The sequence below is a fragment of the Microcoleus sp. PH2017_08_TRC_O_A genome (genome assembly GCF_020738665.1).
In the GTDB taxonomy this organism is placed as follows: Bacteria; Cyanobacteriota; Cyanobacteriia; order Cyanobacteriales; family Microcoleaceae; genus Microcoleus.
In genome coordinates this window covers 1-19,259 of record NZ_JAEQCE010000057.1, presented here as the reverse complement: position 1 = coordinate 19,259, position 19,259 = coordinate 1, and the positions used below count along the sequence as shown (strand labels likewise).

The 19,259-nt window shown below is 45.9% G+C and carries 20 protein-coding genes; 10 read left to right on the top strand and 10 right to left on the bottom strand.

Annotation, left to right across the window (positions count from 1 at the left end):
- Window positions 1-44 precede the first annotated feature (44 nt).
- Window positions 45-716: an energy-coupling factor ABC transporter ATP-binding protein gene (locus JGK22_RS20065; protein ID WP_293147764.1), complete on the bottom strand. Its 672-nt coding sequence runs from the start codon at window positions 714-716 to the stop codon at window positions 45-47.
- Between the two features lie 403 nt (window positions 717-1,119).
- Here JGK22_RS20065 and JGK22_RS20060 point away from each other — a divergent pair, with 403 nt between their 5' ends.
- The 3 genes from JGK22_RS20060 (at window position 1,120) to JGK22_RS20050 (ending at window position 3,352) form a co-directional block, all read left to right on the top strand.
- Entirely contained in the window at window positions 1,120-2,136 is a 1,017-nt protein-coding gene (locus JGK22_RS20060; protein WP_293225973.1) for a Sll0314/Alr1548 family TPR repeat-containing protein, read from the top strand.
- A 71-nt stretch (window positions 2,137-2,207) separates the two neighbouring features.
- Entirely contained in the window at window positions 2,208-2,660 is a 453-nt protein-coding gene (locus JGK22_RS20055; RefSeq protein ID WP_293180204.1) for a DUF3531 family protein, read from the top strand.
- A gap of 239 nt (window positions 2,661-2,899) precedes the next feature.
- Window positions 2,900-3,352, top strand: a complete 453-nt coding sequence (locus JGK22_RS20050) for an NUDIX domain-containing protein (protein ID WP_293192863.1) — start codon at window positions 2,900-2,902, stop codon at window positions 3,350-3,352.
- A gap of 507 nt (window positions 3,353-3,859) precedes the next feature.
- Here JGK22_RS20050 and JGK22_RS20045 read toward each other — a convergent pair.
- The 3 genes from JGK22_RS20045 to JGK22_RS20035 form a co-directional block, all read right to left on the bottom strand.
- Window positions 3,860-4,225, bottom strand: coding sequence for a phage holin family protein (locus JGK22_RS20045; RefSeq protein WP_293147768.1), 366 nt, complete (start codon window positions 4,223-4,225; stop codon window positions 3,860-3,862).
- A gap of 26 nt (window positions 4,226-4,251) precedes the next feature.
- A complete protein-coding gene (ychF, locus tag JGK22_RS20040; RefSeq protein WP_293180201.1) occupies window positions 4,252-5,343 on the bottom strand; it encodes a redox-regulated ATPase YchF in 1,092 nt (363 codons plus the stop codon).
- Window positions 5,344-5,613: 270 nt separating this feature from the next.
- Window positions 5,614-5,838, bottom strand: coding sequence for a gamma-aminobutyric acid A receptor, epsilon-like protein (locus JGK22_RS20035; protein WP_293206303.1), 225 nt, complete (start codon window positions 5,836-5,838; stop codon window positions 5,614-5,616).
- Window positions 5,839-6,202: 364 nt separating this feature from the next.
- On the opposite strand from JGK22_RS20035, the gene JGK22_RS20030 reads away from it, so the two are divergent.
- From JGK22_RS20030 to JGK22_RS20010, 5 genes are all read left to right on the top strand, one after another.
- Complete coding sequence (locus tag JGK22_RS20030; protein ID WP_293313472.1) at window positions 6,203-7,744, top strand: aminotransferase class I/II-fold pyridoxal phosphate-dependent enzyme; 1,542 nt, start codon at window positions 6,203-6,205, stop codon at window positions 7,742-7,744.
- Between the two features lie 80 nt (window positions 7,745-7,824).
- The gene (locus JGK22_RS20025; RefSeq protein WP_293313471.1) at window positions 7,825-8,466 is read left to right on the top strand and encodes an IS607 family transposase; all 642 of its coding nucleotides are present in this window, start codon (window positions 7,825-7,827) and stop codon (window positions 8,464-8,466) included.
- On the top strand, window positions 8,466-9,728 hold the full coding sequence (locus tag JGK22_RS20020; RefSeq protein ID WP_293313470.1) for an RNA-guided endonuclease TnpB family protein: 1,263 nt from the start codon (window positions 8,466-8,468) through the stop codon (window positions 9,726-9,728). Before JGK22_RS20025 ends, JGK22_RS20020 begins: the two co-directional genes overlap by 1 nt.
- Window positions 9,729-9,876: 148 nt before the next feature.
- Window positions 9,877-10,470, top strand: coding sequence for a precorrin-6Y C5,15-methyltransferase subunit CbiT (cbiT, locus tag JGK22_RS20015; protein ID WP_293147744.1), 594 nt, complete (start codon window positions 9,877-9,879; stop codon window positions 10,468-10,470).
- A gap of 429 nt (window positions 10,471-10,899) precedes the next feature.
- The gene (locus JGK22_RS20010; protein ID WP_293213067.1) at window positions 10,900-11,817 is read left to right on the top strand and encodes a phosphatidate cytidylyltransferase; all 918 of its coding nucleotides are present in this window, start codon (window positions 10,900-10,902) and stop codon (window positions 11,815-11,817) included.
- Window positions 11,818-12,057: 240 nt separating this feature from the next.
- Here JGK22_RS20010 and JGK22_RS20005 read toward each other — a convergent pair whose 3' ends face one another.
- Window positions 12,058-12,849 carry a DUF2993 domain-containing protein gene (locus JGK22_RS20005; protein WP_293232745.1) on the bottom strand — a complete coding sequence of 264 codons (792 nt, stop codon included), beginning with the start codon at window positions 12,847-12,849 and terminating at the stop codon, window positions 12,058-12,060.
- Between the two features lie 347 nt (window positions 12,850-13,196).
- Window positions 13,197-13,337 (bottom strand): hypothetical protein, encoded by a 141-nt coding sequence (locus JGK22_RS20000; protein WP_293180186.1) that lies wholly within the window; start codon window positions 13,335-13,337, stop codon window positions 13,197-13,199.
- Between the two features lie 112 nt (window positions 13,338-13,449).
- On the opposite strand from JGK22_RS20000, the gene JGK22_RS19995 reads away from it, so the two are divergent.
- Window positions 13,450-14,244, top strand: coding sequence for a pseudouridine synthase (locus tag JGK22_RS19995; protein WP_293180183.1), 795 nt, complete (start codon window positions 13,450-13,452; stop codon window positions 14,242-14,244).
- Window positions 14,241-15,110 carry a RodZ domain-containing protein gene (locus tag JGK22_RS19990; RefSeq protein ID WP_293180180.1) on the top strand — a complete coding sequence of 290 codons (870 nt, stop codon included), beginning with the start codon at window positions 14,241-14,243 and terminating at the stop codon, window positions 15,108-15,110. Before JGK22_RS19995 ends, JGK22_RS19990 begins: the two co-directional genes overlap by 4 nt.
- A gap of 141 nt (window positions 15,111-15,251) precedes the next feature.
- Here JGK22_RS19990 and malQ read toward each other — a convergent pair whose 3' ends face one another.
- From malQ to JGK22_RS19970, 4 genes are all read right to left on the bottom strand, one after another.
- Window positions 15,252-16,760 carry a 4-alpha-glucanotransferase gene (gene malQ, locus JGK22_RS19985; protein ID WP_293180177.1) on the bottom strand — a complete coding sequence of 503 codons (1,509 nt, stop codon included), beginning with the start codon at window positions 16,758-16,760 and terminating at the stop codon, window positions 15,252-15,254.
- Window positions 16,761-17,377: 617 nt separating this feature from the next.
- Window positions 17,378-17,503 carry a photosystem II protein Y gene (locus tag JGK22_RS19980; protein WP_265235804.1) on the bottom strand — a complete coding sequence of 42 codons (126 nt, stop codon included), beginning with the start codon at window positions 17,501-17,503 and terminating at the stop codon, window positions 17,378-17,380.
- A gap of 206 nt (window positions 17,504-17,709) precedes the next feature.
- On the bottom strand, window positions 17,710-18,468 hold the full coding sequence (locus JGK22_RS19975; RefSeq protein WP_293147654.1) for a MinD/ParA family protein: 759 nt from the start codon (window positions 18,466-18,468) through the stop codon (window positions 17,710-17,712).
- Between the two features lie 556 nt (window positions 18,469-19,024).
- A partial coding sequence (locus JGK22_RS19970) for a zinc ribbon domain-containing protein (RefSeq protein WP_293313468.1) occupies window positions 19,025-19,259 on the bottom strand: 235 nt, incomplete at its 5' end.

Here is a 19,259-nt window from a genome sequence, read left to right as displayed (position 1 = left end):
ACTTCTTAACCTCGCACAACTGTCAACTGTCAACTGTCAACTGCCTACTGACTCACACAACTTGCTTCCTTAGCCTCTAACTTCGCGCGATCGACCTCCTGCAAATCCCCGTGATCTAACGTCCAAAACTTATCAGCAACGCTCAACAAATCGCTAGCATCGTGAGTAACAATCAACAAAGTCCAGTGATTTTTCAACTTACCCAACAAGCTTACCAACTGTCGGCGCATCGACCAATCCAAACCCGCCGTCGGTTCGTCCAAAAGTAGCAAATGCGGCTGGCGAATTAGCTGCACCGCCAGGGCCACCCGGCGCTGTTGTCCGCCACTTAAAGCGTGGGGAGAAGCGCGCAGCGGCAAATGTGCCAACCCAACTTCTTTCATCGCTGAGTGAATTTGTTCTTGTCCCAATTCGGGATGTCCCAGTCGCAATTCTTCTAAAATTGTCCCCCCACAAAAATGTCTTTCAGGAAACTGGAACACTAAACCTCCTAACTGTTGCAAGTGTTCCGGTGTTAATTCTTGTTCGCGCCAGCGGATGTCGCCGCTAGTTTTTTCTGCTAAACCTGCTAATATTTCTAAGAGCGTACTTTTGCCGGAACCGCTACGGCCGACAATCAGCCCCATTTGTTGCGATGGCAGTTCTAAGTTGATATTTTTTAGAATAGCATTGGGACAGGCTGTAGGATGATAGACTAAGTTTTTTAGATAAAGCATTAACGTAATTGGGAATTGGGAATTGGGAATTGGGAATTGGGAATGGGGAATTGGGAATTGGGAATTGGGAATCGTGTATACCTCAGATCCTGGTTGTGCTATTAATAGTTAAGGTTGTTTTTGGCTGGTGCCGATCGCCCAAATTTATTTTACATAAATCTTTACAAAATTTTCGGTTTTTTTCAGCCTTGGCGTTTGATGTTTGACCTTTTTTATGGTATATTTTAACAATGATAATCTGTGCGATAGTATATATGATAATACACGCTCCCATTATTAAAATATACCGCAAGAGCCACAAAAAATCAAGCAAATTTAACTCTTTTTTGCTAGCGGCCCGATAGTCTGAGAACGTAACTCTCTTGTTTCTAGTTTACAGTATATTTCATTGACAAAATTGACTATGACGAAAAACCCTTTAGTATCGCCCTTCAAGCAAATGTTAAGTTCTAAACAGACAGTGCGGGCGATCGCCTGTGGAAGTGCGATCGCCCTGGGCATCTGCATAAACTCCGCAGTAGCAGGCGATCCCTTCCGCACGAGCAACCAGCAGGCGATCGGGCCCAACACCGAAACCGCCTTCAAAACAATGTTTCAGCAAGGAAACTACAAACAAGCAAAAGCCCAAGTTCAACAAGCACTATCAGCAGAACCAAACGAACCCCTAGCCTATGCAATGGCAGCCTCATTATCCTACATCGAGCAAGACTTAAACTCGATGAATACCTACGCTCAAAAAACCCGCGAAGTCGGCGAAAAATTGACCAAAACTAACCCCTTGCGCGGCAACATTTACACAGCAGCAGGTCACTTTCTAGAAGGAGCAAATGCCATAGCCAAAGAAGGAACAGCCAAAGGCGCGCCCCAAGCACTCAACAAACTGCGAGTAGTATTTCAATACCTAGATGCAGCAGAAAAAATAGCGCCGAACGACCCAGAACTCAACCTGCTAAAAGGCTACATGGACTTAATGTTAGCCTCAAACCTACCCTTTTCCAACCCCAGCGACGCCATTAAACGACTGGAAGAAAAAGCCTCGCCCCGCTACTTAGCCTATCGCGGCATGGCCGTAGGCTATCGAGACTTAAAAAAATACGATCGCGCTTTAGAATTTGCCAACAAATCTCTAGCAGAAACACCCACCAACCCCGAAATCCTTTATCTCAAAGCACAAGTCTTATCTGCTCAAGCCAAGACTCAATCCAACAACAAAACCATACTTGAGGAAGCCCGAAAAAACTTCGACGCCGCCTTAGCAAAACCAGATCAACTACCGCGCAGCTTAGTAGCCGAAATCTTCTTTCAGCAGTGCAAAACCCGCAACCGTCTCGACAGCAAATCTCGCGATTGTGACCCGATGCGCGATAAAATTAGAGATGCAGATGGAGTCTGGGGGCCGACGGCTTTACCACCACTCTAAACAGTTGACAGTTGACAGTTGACAGTTGACAGTACCATCTTGGCGGTTGTTATTAACAAGAGTAAAACTTGATGAAAGTAGAGTTTCGCGAATTTAATCCCTTTGACCTCTGGATTTGGCTAAAATTCAGCAACGTGCCTTCAAACGGCGAAAAACAGTATGTAGAAGAAGTGTTTGATTCTTGGTTCTTTTTGGGAAAACTGGGAGGATTTAATGCTGAAAATTTGCAAGTTCAAGATGAAGGCTTAGACATCAGCGATATGAATTACGATGTTAATCTAGCCGACCAAAGCATGATGGCTTTGATGCACAATATGGGAGAAATGGAGTATGAAGGTTCTTGGGCTCGCTGCTGGTTTGATTTGGGGACTAGCGATGCTATCGGCATCGATGTTTTAATTAATGTTTTCCAGCAACTCAGCAAAGAATTTGTGACGATTGAAGAACTAATTATCGGCGGTGAAAATATAGACTGGCCCGTTGAAAATACGAGGAAGAGAGAGGGTTTTGAGCCGGACAATTAACCGTTAGCACGACACGGATGATACGGATAATGACTAGAAATCTCTCATGATTCTTGTGGAACAGGCAGGATGCCTGTTCAAAACTGGCTTTTTATGAGATGTCTAATGATTGATGACTCATGACTGAATGGCTATAGCACTTCTCAAAAAGGTGAGGTATGACTGACAGCTTATATAACCGCTAAACAAAGAGGGCCCAAGCCCAACAACATACCTCATCTTTCTGAGAACCGCTATATATTATGCAAGGTAAAATTCGTGTAATTGTTTTAGGATTAATTCGATCGGGCGTTAGCGAAGCCCTCGAAGAGGATCGCATTTTCGTTTCCCAATTCAAAGATCCGGTAAAACAAGACACATTGTATCGAGCTCTGGGTGGAGGCGTAGAATTCGGAGAACACAGCCTCGACGCTTTGCAAAGAGAATTTAAAGAAGAAATTAAAGCCGAGTTAACAAATATCAGATATTTAGCTTGTTTGGAAAACTTCTTTATTTTTAATGGTCAAGCTGGACACGAATTAATACAACTCTATCAGTGCGATTTTGTTGACTCCAAATTCTATGAATTAGCAAGTTTAGATTTTGTAGACGGTAACTTGAAATGTACCGCATTTTGGATGCCTGTTCACCGATTTCGTTCGGGAGAATTGCACCTAGTTCCAGAAAGCTTTCTCCACTATTGCCAAGACTGATAACTATAGCCTTTATCAAAAAGATGAGGTATTCATGGGGATAGGGCATAGGCCTCCGTGGGCATAGGGGATAGGGCATACCTCAATACGGTTTACTTAAAGCTTTTTTAGGAATTTCATCTGACGATTTTCTAGGCAATACAGGCATTTTTTGCAAGTCAGATTCTTCTTAAGTCAACCGTATTGGGGCATACCTCACTTTTTTGAGAACCGCTCTAAAGCGCTCCAAATCCCAACAAGCAAATACATTAGAAGCAATTTTTACTCAAAATATGTGCAGTAGAGGCGGGTTTTCTCCCAAATACTTTGCCACAATTCACAAATATAGATAAACCCGCCCCTTTATTTTTGTCCGCGTTACCAGAAATAATTGGTTGAAAGCCTCTGGGTTTGGCGTAGAAATTAAAAGAAGACGATTCATTACTCCAATCCTCTTCCTTCCAGGAGGTAGAGATTGCTGTCAACTGTCAACTGTCAACTGTCAACTGTCAACTGAATGAACTTTCTCTACCTTACTCTGGGAAGCGTACCCAAAACCTGATACAGCAAAGAGTTAATGAAAGCGAGGGCTAGAGCACCAAGCAAAGCACTCCAAATTCCCCACCGCAATCTAAATCCTTCGACTAGCCAAGCCGCCAAGCCAAAGATAGCAGCGTTGATAACAATCATAAACAAACCAACAGTTACCAATAAAGCTGGAAAGCCCAAAACTACAAAAACTGGTCGCACTAAAGCATTCAGCAATCCAAAAACTGCCGCCGAAACCATCGCTTTGCCAAAACTGTCAATATCCACGCCTATGGGTAACTTGGAAATAATAAAAAAGCTCACAGATGTTACCAACCAAGCAATTACCAGCGAAACGATATCTATGTGCACGTGCTTATCTCCTTAAAAGACTAAACATTAAATCGGAACAACAGCACATCCCCCTCTTGTACAACATACTCTTTTCCTTCACTGCGAACTAAGCCTTTTTCCTTAGCTGCATTCATCGCACCGGTAGCCACCAAATCTTCATAAGCTACAGTTTCGGCCCGGATGAAACCCCGCTCAAAATCAGAGTGAATTACCCCCGCAGCTTGTGGCGCTAACATTCCTGCGATAATCGTCCAAGCGCGAGTTTCCTTCGGCCCGCTAGTGAAATAAGTCCGCAAACCCAATAATTCGTAAGTAGCTCGAATCAAAGATTTTAAGCCACCTTCTGTTACCCCCAGAGATTCGAGGAAATCAGCTCGTTCTTCCTCTGGTAGTTCTACCAATTCTGACTCAACTTGCGCCGAAACTATGACAACCTTAGCATTTTCTGCTTCTGCTATTTCCCGGACTTGTTCGACATAGCTATTTCCGGTTCCCAATTCGTCTTCAGACACGTTCGCTGCATAGATGATCGGCTTGTTTGTTAACAATTCTAAACCTTTAACTAATTCTGCTTCTTCGTCAGTTAAACTGGTCTGGCGTACTGGTTTTTCTGCATTCAAAACCACGACCAATTTTTCAAGGACGTTTACTTCTGCTTGAGCTTCCTTGTTGTTGCGGGCTTGTTTGCGAGTGCGATCGAGTCGGCGTTCAATTTGAGCTAAATCTGCTAAAATTAATTCGAGATTGATAATGTCAATATCTCGCTGGGGATCGACAGAACCGGAAACGTGAATGATATCATCATTGTCAAAACAGCGGACAACATGGACGATCGCATCTACAGCCCGAATGTGAGACAAAAACTGATTTCCCAGCCCTTCGCCCTGACTCGCACCCTTCACCAAACCTGCAATATCGACAAACTCCATCCGCGTGGGCACAGTTTGCACAGAATTGGAAATATTGCTCAGCACCTTCAACCGTTCGTCGGGTACTGCCACGATACCAGTATTTGGCTCGATCGTACAAAAAGGAAAATTAGCAGCAGTCGCTTTGGCATTAGCCACCAAAGCATTAAACAGAGTAGATTTGCCAACATTAGGCAGTCCGACAATTCCGGCGGTAAGCATAGCTATTTAGAAACATATCACTGTTTCAAAATATCATAAGTATCCGCAATATATTGGACAAGCCACCCCAAATCTCAAGCCTGTGTTCGGCTAAATATCTAACTTGAGGTAGATGGCTGAACGGTTCACAAGTGGTTTCCCAAAAAAGCGATCGCCCGAAACCTCTCCCTGTCCCTTATTTATCAACAAATTGGGTCCTGGGCAAGAAACTCGGTTTGGGCGATCGACCTTACAAATTCTGTTAAACTTCACTTTCAACTAAAACATCATTTAAACAGGTTCGGGGATTGTCTGAGGAATCGGCGAGGGTACAGTCTGGGGAATCGGAGAGGGTACTGTTTCCGGCACCGGTTCGGGAATTGGCTGCGGAATTGGCGCAGGTACGGGCTCCGGTACAGGGCTGGGAATCGGTGGCGATGAAGGAATCTCTGGTAGCCCCGGTTCAGTAGCGGGAATTTGCGGGCCTGGAAGCGGATCGGGAGTGGGATAAATCATGTTAGTGTTTAGCTCAGCTAATAGAGATGTTAAAAAAACAATTGGTCACCAATTCCAGCTATCTTTTAAAACAAAAACAACTGATTTGTGGTATTGGTTAATTAGAGTTAACAGACTTGAAAAATACCTTAAATTTATCTGCGTCTATTTGCGTCTATCTGCCTTCATCTGCGGTTGAACTCGCAATCAAATATTTATGAACGAGTCTATATATATTAAAAAAAAAACAGCGCCTAACACATCTATCTAAATAACCATAATTCACTGTTACGTCCGCCTAAAATTATGCCTTGAGTATTAGGGAAGATCCAGTGAGTCATCCCCAATCTCAAATCTCAAATCTAAAATTTAAAATGGTATAAGTGTGTCACCAGCAAACCCTCAACAACAAACTCCCCTATTAGATGCGCTGCGCGATCGCACAAACCACCATCACAGCCCATTCTACGCCCCCGGACACAAACGCGGACAAGGCATTTCAGGGCCGTTAGTTGACTTATTCGGTGCCGCAGTATTTCGCTCAGATTTGCCCGAATTGCCAGAATTAGACAATCTCTTCAACCCAGAGGGCGTAATTGCCGAAGCTCAAAATTTAGCTGCTTCGGCTTTTGGCGCCGAACATACTCGGTTTTTAGCAAACGGTTCGACTTGCGGAATCATGGCGGCAATTGTCGCGACTTGCGGGCCGGGAGATAAAATTATCTTGCCTCGAAACATCCATCAATCGGCAATTTCTGGTTTGATTTTATCCGGTGCAATTCCCATTTTTGTCAATCCCGAATACAACCCGGATTGGGATATTGCCAACAGCATCACCCCAGAAGCAGCGGCAGCAGCCCTAGCACAACATTCCGACGCAAAAGCAGTAATGGTCGTCTACCCAACCTATCACGGCGTTTGTGGAGATTTGCGGGCGATCGCCCAAATTACCCATCAATACAACATCCCGTTATTAGTAGACGAAGCCCACGGCGCCCACTTTAACTTTCATCCAGACTTACCAGAACCAGCCCTATCCGCCGGGGCAGATTTAACAGTACAATCAATCCACAAAACCCTCAGTGCAATGACTCAAGCATCGATGTTGCACGTCAAGGGCGATCGCATAGATATTAAAAAATTAAATAGGGCATTGCAGCTTGTACAATCCACCAGTCCCAGCTACTTATTATTAGCATCATTAGACGCCGCCCGCCAACAAATCGCACTCCACGGGAAGGAGTTAATGATGCAAACTTTAGATTTAGCTGCAAAAGCGCGATCGCACATTAGTCAAATTCCCGGCTTATCAGTTTTAGAACCGTTAAATACGCCCGGTTTTGTCGCACTAGACAGAACCAGGCTAACAGTAAAAGTATCCGATTTAGGAATAACAGGATTTGCGGCTGATGAAATTCTCCACTCGCAACTCGCAGTCACCGCAGAATTACCAATGCCGCAGCATTTAACATTTATTATCAGCTTGGGAAATACAGCATCAGATATTGACAATCTGGTTAAAGGTTTCCAGAATTTAACTCACAATTTAGGAGGCGGGCACGGGGACGACGCCGGTACAACCGGGGGCGGGCAAGATGCCCACCCCACAAGAAAATTCACTCTTTGTGGAACAGGCATCTTGCCTGTTCTTGAGAATGGTGCAAGATCTCTGTTAGGATTTCCCACTCCCTCTCTCTGCCCCCGCGAGGCCTTTTTTTCCCCGGCGGAAACCGTAGGAATAGACCAAGCAGTCGATCGACTCAGTGCCGAACTCATCTGTCCCTACCCGCCAGGAATACCAGTTTTGATGCCCGGTGAAATCATTACCTCACAAGCCCTTGACTACCTGCAACACATCCTTGCAGCCGGCGGCAAAATCACAGGTTGCAGCGATCCCCGCCTCCAAACTCTCAGGGTAGCTAGCTGAATCCAGATTGTTAGACACCTATTGACATTCTTCCTGAAATGGGTAACTATTAAGTCTTAGTCTAAGGAGTAAGCGACTTAATGGGCAAACAATCAGAAGTGACCATATCAATTGGTGAAGCAGCAAAAGAGCTTGGCGTGTCAACTAAAACGTTAAGGCGCTGGACAGATGCAGGAAAAATTAAGTATGAACGCTCCGTCAGCAACCAGCGTAGATTTTATTTAGCCGACATCAAGCGCCTGACGCCACGCGATTTAAAACAGCTAGACGAAAGAATTACCGTCAATTACGCTCGCGTTTCTAGTCACGACCAAAAAGCTGACTTAGTGCGCCAAGTACAAGTGCTAGAAGCTTTTTCAGGTTCTAATGGCTGGCAATTTGAAACAATCCAAGACCTTGGTAGTGGATTGAACTACAACAAAAAAGGATTAAAAGAACTACTAAAACGAATAATGGCGGGGGATATTGGACGGCTGGTGATCACCCACAAAGACAGGCTCTTGAGATTTGGTTCTGAACTTGTTTTTGCAATGTGCGAAGAGTTTAATACGGAAGTAGTTATCGTCAATAAATCCACTGAGGAGACCACTTTTGAGATTGAGTTGACGACCGACATGATTGAGTTAATTACCGTATTTTCAGCTCGCCTGTACGGAGCAAGAAGCCACAAAAACAAGCGATTGATTGATAGTGTAGCCAAAGCGGTGGAGGAATCCAAATAATGTTACTCAGTTTCAAGACGGAATTAAAACCTAATAACAAACAGGTGACTACATTTCGGCAGCATTGCGGAGTAGCAAGACACGCTTACAACTGGGCAAATTCAATCATCCTTGAAACATTAACAGTCAGGGAGACGGATAAAACTATTAAGATCCCTTCTGCAATTGATCTACACAAGCGCTTAGTGGCAGAAGTTAAACCTTTGCATCCCTGGTATTACGAATCTTCCAAGGCAAGCCCGCAGCAGGCTCTGACTGAATTGAGAACGGCATGGGATAGATGCTTCAAAAAGGTATCTAAACAGCCTAGATTCAAAAAGAAGGGTGTATCGGGTGACTCCTTCTATCTAGAACAAGGAACCAAAGTAAAGCCAGGAATTAACAATGACGGCAAGCGTGTCAAATTACCTAAGATTGGCTGGGTTAGGCTGCACGAACCATTACCAATTACGGCAGTGCACAACTGCGTAATCAGTCGAAAAGCTGACAGATGGTTTATTGCTTTTAAATGCGAAATTGAGCAGCCCGCAACTCTACCAGACCGTCCTACCGTCGGAGTTGATATCGGCATCAAGCAACTAGCTGTTTGTTCTAACGGCGAAGTCTTTGCCAACCCTAAAGCCTATCGTCGGATGAACCGTAAAATGAAACGTCTGCAACGGCGTGTCTGTGCGCGAGTCAAAGGGTCTAACAACCGCAAAAAGGCAATCGCTAAACTAGCCAAGCTGCACCTAAAAGTGTCAAACATCCGAAAAGATGCTATTCATAAGTTAACAACTTACCTCGCCAAAAACCACAGTGAGGTGAAGATTGAAGACTTGAATGTTAAGGCATTTTTGAAGAACCACAAGTTAGCTGGTGCAATCGCCGACTCCGGAATGTACGAATTCAAGCGTCAACTTGAATACAAAACCGAAAAGTTTAACTCAAGATTGACGCTCATAGATCGATTCTTTCCTAGCAGTCAAATCTGTTCAAATTGCTGTAATCATCGGCAGAAAATGCCATTAATAGTCCGAGTCTTTGAATGTCCCAGTTGTGGAAATATTCAAGACCGTGACTTGAATGCGTCGAAAAATATAGAACGTTGGTTTGAAGGAATATTTATTCCAGAACGTTCAGAATTGGCGGTGAGTTCCACCGTGTCAGCCTGCGGAGTAGACAAACCCGACAGCAGTCATGTTGTCGCTACTGTGAAACAGGAAGTTAACACCACAAGCACTCATGTCCAGCTATGTCTAGATTTGGGTAGCTATGGGTAAGTTTTTCAGAACGGTTGTGCGAAAGTAAATATTAAGACTTGGGGATAGTGGGAAATGAGGGATAGTAGGAAATGGGAAAAATCTTCCCTCTTCCCTTTTCCCTCTTCCTTCTTCCTTCTTCCTTCTTCCTTCCATTAAAAATACAACTATGCTTTGGCCCTACGTCACTCCTGGTATCCCAGACGATTTATTTGAACGTTTACCGGGAATTCCCATGAGTAAGCGAGAAGTCCGACTGCTGTTACTCTCCCACCTGCGGCTGCAAGCAGATTCAGTGGTGTGGGACATCGGTGCAGGTACTGGTACGATCGCCGTAGAAACAGGTTTGCTGTGTCCCAAAGGTCGCATTATCGCCATCGAAAGGGATGAAGAAGTAGCAAGCTTGATTCGCCGAAATTGCGATCGATTCGAGATCAAAAACGTAGAAGTCATCGAAGGTAGCGCCCCTGAATGCCTCGAAAATCTCCCCGAACACCCCCACCGAGTCTGCATCGAAGGAGGGCGCCCGATTAAAATGATTCTCAAGGAAGTCTGGCGACACTTGCGCCCACAGGGTCGAGTTGTCGCCACAGCCTCGAATTTAGAGAATCTTTACGCCCTTTCCGAAAGCTTCGCCGAGTTGCAAGTCCGCAACATCGAGGTAGTCCAGTCCGCCGTCAACCGCTTGGAGACTCGGGGCTTGAGTCAAACCTTTGCCGCCGTCAATCCCATCTTTATTCTCAGCGGTGAAAAGTTGGATTAGTCGTTAGTCATTAGTCATCAGTCATTAGTCCTTAGACGGAAATATTCCCACACCACATCAAAGATGGTGATGTGGGCCCGGAGGCTGTATCACTGAGAATCAAACATTAAATGCAATTCTTAACCTTTTTTACGTTAGCTTAACGTTCATAATACTTATAATAAGGCCGACCTTAGCTGGAGCGATCGCCTGAGTTGAAATTTTGGATCGCCGGTTGAGGATGGGGGACGAACCTGTGCCTTAACCATCCTTGTATCCTTGTATCCTTGTATCCTTGCATCCCAAATCGACCGAGCCCGCCCAAAAAACAAAATTTTAGACCATAGTTCCAACCCCCAGATTCATCTGTGGACTAAATCTAAAATCTAAAATCTAAAATCTAAAATCTAAAATCGACTGACCTGCCGTCTCCTGTGAGAAATTCATTTTATGCCTTGGTCTCGTATCCTGAGTGGAATAGTTGCGATCGTCCTTGCTTTGGGAATGATTATTATGGGGGGATGGTACTTCACCCTCGGCTTTGGCGTCATCGTGTACCTAGGTCAATTGGAATATTTTCAGTTAGCCCGAGCTAAGGGCATTGCACCTGCTGGCAAAACCACCTTAGTTGTCAGTCAAATTCTGCTGATTACTGCCGCCCTGGCGCCTCAACTCGTAGACGCCATGTTCCCCTTAGCCGGAACTTTCATCTGTTTCTATCTGTTGTTCCAACCGAAGTTATCGACGATCGCCGATATTGCCGCTTCTATTTTAGGATTGTTCTACGGCGGCTATTTGCCCAGCTATTGGATACGGCTGCGAGTCGGACTCGATCCTGCCAATGTGGCTACAACCCAATTTTCGCAATTAGTAGCAAGCAATTTGCCCGTTAACATTTACTCGTCCCAGTCTTGGACAAGTTCCAGCAGCATATCTTTAGGATTGACTTCGCTGCTGGTGGCTTTCCTCTGCATCTGGGCCGCTGACATTGGCGCTTATTTTGTCGGCAAATTCTTCGGCCGCACTAGCCTCTCCCACATCAGCCCTAAAAAAACCGTTGAAGGTGCCGTATTTGGAGTTTGCGGCAGTATCGCCGTGGCCGCCGCCTGGTCTTGGTACTTACAATGGCCGGGGTGGCCGTATACTGGGGCAGCTTTTGGTCTGTTGATTGGCGTTGCTAGCTTGTTGGGAGATTTAACTGAGTCGATGATGAAACGAGACGCCGGCGTTAAGGATTCGGGACAGTTGATTCCCGGTCACGGCGGCATTCTCGATCGCACTGACAGTTATGTTTTTACCGCACCCTTAGTCTACTATTTTGTGACTTTGTTATTGCCCGCGATCGACTCTTATCTCATCGCCCGCTAATTGGTCATTGGTCATTGATAACTCTTAACTCATCCCAGAGTTACCGTTGCGAGTCACGCACGCGATGCAATCATCCGCGCAGAAAGCAATCTCACAAAACAAGATTGCACTCGCAAACTTTCCTCTCTTGAAATTTATCTGCGTCCATCTCCGTCGATCTGCCTTAAATCTGCGGTTGAGTTATCAATCAAAGATTTATGCAATTCAAGTTTGCAGACTCAAAACATCTTCCCTTCTCCTTTAAGGCAAAACTCTAATTGAACCCCGACAAACAATCTCCCCCGGACTCAAAATCAACTCATCAATTGCAACTTCCTGTCCGAAATCAATTTTAAAATCCTTGAAATCACTGCTCTTGATTTCTCCATTGACTTCGATTTCCGGTACTTCAAACATCAATTCGCGACCGCTAGCAATCCGCAAACCAGTCCGCAATACAACAGGAATTTGCGTACCCCCAGCGCGCAAAATTGTCGCCACCAGCGTCAACTTCCCCGCCTCAATTTCGATCTGCGAATTTTCCAACTTCAGCGACTTTTCGCTATCTGTCAGCGGCAACATTGGCAGCAAAAATTCACTCAAAGCATCCGCCAGCAAAGGCGCTTTCAGGGACGCATTCAAATCCGCTTGAGAGAGCCTCAAAACGCCAGTCACGGGAACCGATTCGAGCAGGCGCAGTGGTTTGCCTTTGAGAGCTTGACCGAGGTTGATGCGAATCCCACAGCCCTCTAGGGCAACTTCTGTTAGGTGTAATCCTTTATACACGGCACCGCGAGCCGCTGCCGTTACTTTGGGGATTGCACCGCTGAAAATTTGTCGATCGCTCCCCTCAATTTTCACCTTCAACTCATCAACCTGCTGAACTTGCGATCGCAGCAACAACTGCACCGCCGGAGACAGCACCGAACTTGCGATCCGGCTGCCTTGGCTCGGCGGCGGTGTCTCCCCTTCCTCGTCGAGGTTGGCAGTCCCACCAGAGCTGGCCGCAGTAGCTATATTGTCAAATAAAAGAGAGTGGCGATCGACAGTCATAAACAATTTGAAAATTACAAACCTTAATATTCAAACACAAAAATTTAACTATTAACGAGCGCATCCCGTCTCACAAACCCGGTTTATACAAAGAAATATCGCCCTCAACCTCGGATTTTCCCTAAGAACGGGTTGATGAACCCACCTCGTGACATACTCCAGAAGCCGAAATCAGACATCAGCAACGCCTGAAGCAGAAAAAATCTCACCCTTCCCCCCTCAGGCTTTCTCCTGAGTTTGCCAGTTGTGCGATCCCGAGGGAAATTTCGCGATCGAGCGTATAAAATTAACCAGCAGTACCGGTTTTATGGTAGTGTTAGTTAATGGTCGTGTCAGACCCACACATTTTAAATCAGCAACAAACCAACGGTGCAGGCAATAGCCTCCCGCGAGTCTTTTCCTCGTAGTTTTTGCACAACATTCAGGGTTATGCCATAAGGACAATCTGCACCAGGCGCAACGCCCTGCAAGGATTGGTTAGCAAACATTAGAATTTCTTCCCAACCAGGAATTGAACATTGGTAGCATCGGTTAATCCATTAACCGTGTCGTATTTCCTCCCTCCACCGCTCGGGTGTTGGGGCTTTCCACATTCCCGTCATGTCTGATGAAAGGCTGCAAAAAATCCTCGCCCAGTGGGGCATTGCCTCTCGCCGTCTTGCAGAACAGATGATTGTAGCTGGACGAGTCCGGGTTAATGGCAATATTGTTCGTTTAGGACAAAAGGCGAATCCCGATCGCGATTTCATCGAAGTCGATGGAGTCCCAGTGAAACCAACAGATAGACCGGCAGAGGTCTATCTGTTGCTCAACAAACCCGCAGGCGTAGTTTCTACTTGCAGCGATCCCAGGGCGCGATCGAAAGTTCTCGACTTGCTGCCGCCCAAACTGCGATCTGGTCAAGGCATCCATCCCGTAGGACGCTTAGATGCAGATTCCACAGGCGCCCTATTGCTCACCAATGATGGTAAGCTGACATTTTGTTTGACCCATCCGCGTCACTCGATCGCCAAAACTTATCAAGTTTGGGTGCTCGGCGATCCCCCGGAACCCATACTACAAGCGTGGCGTCAGGGCATTATCTTGTCCGGTAGAAAAACATTACCCGCGAAAGTTAGAGTTATCGATCGCGCGAGAGACCAAACTCTGTTAGAAGTAATTCTATCAGAAGGGAGAAACCGACAGATTCGGCGCACCGCCGAGCAGTTGGGATATCCAGTGGTGCGCCTGCACCGCACAGCCATTGGCCCGATTCAATTGCAGCCCCCCGCAGGGCCGATATTGGCACCGGGCTGCTACCGACCCCTAGAAGATTCAGAAATTATTTTTTTATGGAATCTAGTCAACCTAACATCAATAAGCGTGCCAGTGAATCCCCAGGAGCACAGCATATGACAAAGAATTTATTGTTTTTATTCTCCCAAATAACTAAGAAGAAACTGCACTCCCAAGAGCCAGAAACTCCTCAGAAGAAATTAGCGGCAATAGGATCTCAACTCCGGGAGTACCGCGAACAGCAGTCGATTTCTTTGGACAGAGTAGCTGTCGTAACCATGATTCGGCGGAATCTGCTGCAAGCCATCGAAGACGGCCAACTCGACCAACTCCCCGAACCCGTCTACACTCAAGGTTTGATCAAGCGGTACGCCGAAGCAATGGGTTTGGACGGAACTCAGTTTGCCGACTTTTTCCCGATCGAACCGCCACCGCGATCGACCACCAAGCTATCCTGGCAGAATGGGCCACAATTGCGGCCGATGCACCTGTACCTTTTTTACACATTTCTAATTATCTGTTCAGTCAATGTCTTATCTCAGTTGATGGGCGGTTCTCTGACAACAAAAAACGGTACGGGAACCAAAGAACTAGCTCTTGAGCAAGAACAAGCTCGTTTAGCCCAGAGCGCCTCAAAAAATCAGAAAGCCGATAGTTACGATGCTGTGGAAGCAGCAAGAACAGGTCAAAGTTTAGATAAATCTGGCAATAAACCAGTCATGGTTAACGTCAGTTTAAAAGACGAATCATGGATGAAGATTGAAGTTGATGGCAAACCCGAGTTTGAGGGAACTTTGCCTTCAGGAACTGTCCGCACCTGGCAGGCCCAAAACAAATTGGTAGTTCTAGCTGGTAACGCCGGCGGTGTAATGATTGCTGTGAATAACGGACAAGCCGAACAACTCGGAGAATCTGGAGTTGCCAAACAAGTTGTTTTTACCGCCGACGAACTCAAGCCTTCAGCAAAGCCCAAAAATGAAGGATAATCGGGCATCGGGCATCGGGCATTGGGCATGGGACATAGTTAATAGTTAATAGTTAGTCGTTAGTAGTTAGTCGTTTCTCTAATAACCAATGCCCTATGCCCTATGCCCTATGCCCAATTCCCAATGCCCAATTCCCAATTTTCAATTTTTCTGGGGAGCGCGCCCGCAGATGTAAGTCATGGTTTTGAGCCGATCGCGCACCTCCCAATTCAAAGCTTCGCGCCGATACCGCCAGCCCCAATTTCCCTCTGCTTTCCCCGGAAAATTCATCCGCGCGTCGGTATCCAAACCCAACAAATCTTGAAAGGGCACGATCGCCAAATTAGCAATAGAAAACCAACCCATGCGGATTAAAGACCAGTGAATTCCTTGGGGATCGATGCAGCCCAAATAACGCAAAACCTCATCTCTTTCGTAGTTTTGCAGTTGATTGAACCAGCCAACAGTCGTGTCGTTGTCGTGGGTACCGGTGTAAACTACACAGTTACGAACATAATTGAAAGGCAAAAAAGGATCGCCAGGCCCCGCACCGAAAGCAAACTGCAAAATCTTCATTCCGGGAAACTCAAACCGATCGCGCAAAGCTTCCACTTCCGGAGTAATTACCCCCAAATCCTCAGCGATAATCGGCAAATTGCCGAACTTCTCGTTAATTACCTCAAACAAAGCCGTTCCCGGCGCATTAATCCACTCTCCGTCGATCGCAGTTTCCTGCCCGCGCTTCACCGCCCAGTAAGCATCAAATCCTCGAAAGTGGTCAATCCGAGTCACATCTACATAAGCGAAAATCGCCTCAAAACGCTGCACCCACCACTGAAAATTAGTTGCTTCCAAAGCCTCCCAATTGTAAACAGGATTGCCCCACAATTGACCTGTTGCGCTGAAGTAATCCGGCGGAACTCCCGCCATCAAAGCTGGTTCTCCAGTTGCTTCATCCAAACAAAACAAGTCCGGATGCGACCACACATCAGCACTGTCGTGAGCGACATAAATCGGAATGTCACCAATAATTTTAATGTCGCGCAGGTTCGCATAGCGTTTCAACTCAGTCCACTGGCGGAAAAACTCGAACTGCACGTATTTGTAGTAATAAATCTCATTATGTAGCTCCTGCCGCCACTTGTCTAGCGCCTCCGGTTGGCGCTGTGCAATTTCTGGTTCCCAAGTGTGCCAGCTCGTGCCGTTGAAGCTGTCTTTTAGTGCCATAAATAAGGCATAATCTTCCAGCCAACTCGCTTTGCTCTCGCAAAAAGCCGAGAATTCTCTTTGCTGCACCGGCGATGCTTTCGCTTTGAAGTTTTCGCAGGCTTTTTTGAGCAGGGGTATTTTGTGTGCGATCGCGCGATCGAATTCTACTGTATCCAGGGGAAATTCCGGCGAATGAGCTAAATCTTCATCGCTGAGCAATTGCTCGTCCCGCAGAATTTCCGGGCTCAGCATCAGCGGATTTCCTGCCATTGCTGAATAGCACGAATAAGGAGAATTGCCGTATCCAGTCGGGCCCAGCGGCAATATCTGCCAGTATTGCTGGTCGCTCTCTACTAAAAAGTCAATAAAGCGATATGCTTCTATTCCCATATCCCCAACACCAAATCGGCTGGGAAAAGATGTCGGGTGGAGTAAAATGCCGCTAGCTCGGGGAAAAAGCATAATCTATCTAAAGATATAGGAGTTAAACATTGACAATTTGACCGATATTCCCTAGAGGTTAAACTTCGCAGTTTGTAGGGCGATTTTCAGGGCAAATACTTTTGCGATTGTCTCATATTTTCTGCTGGAACGTGGCTAAATATTTGTGTCGCAATCTCATCACAAATGCTGAGGCGATCGCACCCAGTTTATGCACAAGTTTATTTATAACTTTTAAGTGGCTTTCGCTCTATCTGTCTGGAGTCGTACATTGCGATCTCCGGGCCAAACATCAAACAAGTTCCCAAACAGGATGCAACTATATGTCCGCGTTCCAAACCCTGATGCAGTAAGCGATCCGATTTTAGATTTTAGATTCTTCGACCGGAGCGAGCGAACAAGTTTTAGACTTTAGCTTTACTCCACATATTCATCACCGGAGCAGAAACAGGAGTCTAAAATTTTTGGTTTTCTGCACACTCATAGCTTCAGGGGCTTGTACAGGTTTTTGGGCGGGGTCATTGATAATCCAAAATGGCATTAGCCCTCCTGCTCCTGAGAGCCAATGCACAAATCAGCCGACTGTTTTTGTATCTCAACAAACAGTCGGCTGCAAAATTACGGTGAAAATGCTGAGTTTAAGTTTCCTTGTTCAACAATTTCTCAACTTGTTTGAGAGCTATAGTGCCGACATTGTAAGCAGCCCAGCCGCCCGCCAACAAAACCGGACTCAATACTATTAGTATGCGCCAGTCAAAATCCATGAGTTCTCCTCCTAAAGTTTTTTAACAAATTCTCATAATCTATTTGTATCTCATTTTGTCGCCATTCTCCTGACTCCTCAAGCAAATATTGTCGCCGAAAAAGTTCCTCCACAGCAAGGAGCGATCGCGCTTGCAGGACATCGCGCCCCAGTAATTGAGACTGCAACTCGCTCTCGTCAACCTTGATCCGCTGTCCTTACACCAAATTATCCCAAAATCTGCTTGGCAATCCCTTCCACCACTTGAGTTAGAGGGTCTTTAGGGAAGTGCAGGGCAAACACCCCCTTGCTGGCTAACAGCATCATCTTGTCGCTGTGGGGCAGCACCCCTCCAACTGGGATGTTGTAAATACTCTCTACTTGCTGCTTCAAATCCTCGAAATCCAAGGATTCTGGCGCTTTGTTGATCGCGATCAAAATCTTGGGAACTTCTAATTTGCGGGCCACATCTACCGTGACAGCCGTTCCCTGAAAATCTTGCTGATCCGGACGCAGAATCAGCAGCAGGATATCCGAAATCGTGATGCTGAGAAGGGTTTCTTCGTTGAGTCCTGGGTGCGTGTCAATAAATAGGTAGTCTAAGTTCAGAACGTCGATCAGTTCTTGAAAGCCGTCGGTAAGCAGTCCCACGTCGTAGCCTTCCCGCAAAACTCGCGCTATCTCCCCTGCTTTAATGCTCGAAGGAATCAGATAGAGGCTGCCGTTACGGGCTAATTTTGGCAGCAGCGAACTCACATTGTAAGCCGTATCCGAGATCGGACACCTGCCCCACAGGTAATCGTTGAGGCAGCGATCCATGTTGTTCTCGCTGAAACCGAACAGCACGTGAATCCCGGGCGATTGAATGTCTGTGTCCACAATGGCGACCCTGTTTCCGCCGCGAGCGATAATAGATGCCAGGTTTGCAGTCATGTTAGATTTGCCAGTGCCACCCCGGTAAGAGTGGACAGAGATGATTTTGGACATGATAGGCGTATTGCAAAGATTAAACAATTATCTCTTTAAGTCTAATCATTTATGGACTTTCAAGTTTTTGAGATGCTGGACTTTTATTTAGATTCAGTTGTTGATTTATGTCCTCTATAGTTGGGAACCCTGCTTAGCTACGAAGTCTGCCAATCAATCAGACTCTAGAAAAGAAGGCATTAATGAGAGGTAGATCGGATTGTAGTCTACAACCAAAAGTAATCTCAATAACCCGATAGGTAAAATAGATAGAAGGCGTAGTAATTCGGCCGCTAGGCTTAACACCGTCAAAACGGAATGTAAATCATATTTGACCGTAGATTCTACAACGATGACAGGGAGAAACGCGGACAATCAATTATTATGCAATTCACGATCGCATCATATATCATATCGATCGATCTTCCTTGCCGCTCAAATCCTCCTGGTCTGTTAAAGTATCAATCTTTTCCTGCTTCGTAAAACTTACCCAAACTTAACTAAAGCCATCTTTAGCTACAATGAAAGAGTTCACTTCCTGCGCTATTGGGTGGTCGGCCATCCCAAGATAAGCAGGCTATCCCCCAATAGCCTTGGGTTCCCAATTTAAAATATTTAAACTGGCATTAAGATCGCGGTCTACCGACAGACCACAAGCAGGACAATCATAAGTCCGAACGCTGAGTGGCATATCTTTTTTATGCCCGCAATTAGCACAAATCTTAGAACTGGGAAACCATCGATCTACCAGCACTAATTGGGAGCCATACATTTTGCATTTATACTCTAACTGTCGCCTGAATTCGTAAAAA

Excerpts from the sequence above, each read along its gene's own strand:
- JGK22_RS20065 (WP_293147764.1), bottom strand. The coding sequence starts at position 716 with ATGCTTTATCTAAAAAACTTAGTCTATCATCCTACAGCCTGTCCCAAT.
- JGK22_RS20060 (WP_293225973.1), top strand. The coding sequence starts at position 1,120 with ATGACGAAAAACCCTTTAGTATCGCCCTTCAAGCAAATGTTAAGTTCT.
- JGK22_RS20055 (WP_293180204.1), top strand. The coding sequence starts at position 2,208 with ATGAAAGTAGAGTTTCGCGAATTTAATCCCTTTGACCTCTGGATTTGG.
- ychF (WP_293180201.1), bottom strand. The coding sequence starts at position 5,343 with ATGCTTACCGCCGGAATTGTCGGACTGCCTAATGTTGGCAAATCTACT.
- JGK22_RS20035 (WP_293206303.1), bottom strand. The coding sequence starts at position 5,838 with ATGATTTATCCCACTCCCGATCCGCTTCCAGGCCCGCAAATTCCCGCT.
- JGK22_RS20025 (WP_293313471.1), top strand. The coding sequence starts at position 7,825 with ATGGGCAAACAATCAGAAGTGACCATATCAATTGGTGAAGCAGCAAAA.
- JGK22_RS20020 (WP_293313470.1), top strand. The coding sequence starts at position 8,466 with ATGTTACTCAGTTTCAAGACGGAATTAAAACCTAATAACAAACAGGTG.
- cbiT (WP_293147744.1), top strand. The coding sequence starts at position 9,877 with ATGCTTTGGCCCTACGTCACTCCTGGTATCCCAGACGATTTATTTGAA.
- JGK22_RS20010 (WP_293213067.1), top strand. The coding sequence starts at position 10,900 with ATGCCTTGGTCTCGTATCCTGAGTGGAATAGTTGCGATCGTCCTTGCT.
- JGK22_RS20005 (WP_293232745.1), bottom strand. The coding sequence starts at position 12,849 with ATGACTGTCGATCGCCACTCTCTTTTATTTGACAATATAGCTACTGCG.
- JGK22_RS20000 (WP_293180186.1), bottom strand. The coding sequence starts at position 13,337 with ATGTTTGCTAACCAATCCTTGCAGGGCGTTGCGCCTGGTGCAGATTGT.
- JGK22_RS19995 (WP_293180183.1), top strand. The coding sequence starts at position 13,450 with ATGTCTGATGAAAGGCTGCAAAAAATCCTCGCCCAGTGGGGCATTGCC.
- JGK22_RS19990 (WP_293180180.1), top strand. The coding sequence starts at position 14,241 with ATGACAAAGAATTTATTGTTTTTATTCTCCCAAATAACTAAGAAGAAA.
- malQ (WP_293180177.1), bottom strand. The coding sequence starts at position 16,760 with ATGCTTTTTCCCCGAGCTAGCGGCATTTTACTCCACCCGACATCTTTT.
- JGK22_RS19980 (WP_265235804.1), bottom strand. The coding sequence starts at position 17,503 with ATGGATTTTGACTGGCGCATACTAATAGTATTGAGTCCGGTTTTGTTG.
- JGK22_RS19975 (WP_293147654.1), bottom strand. The coding sequence starts at position 18,468 with ATGTCCAAAATCATCTCTGTCCACTCTTACCGGGGTGGCACTGGCAAA.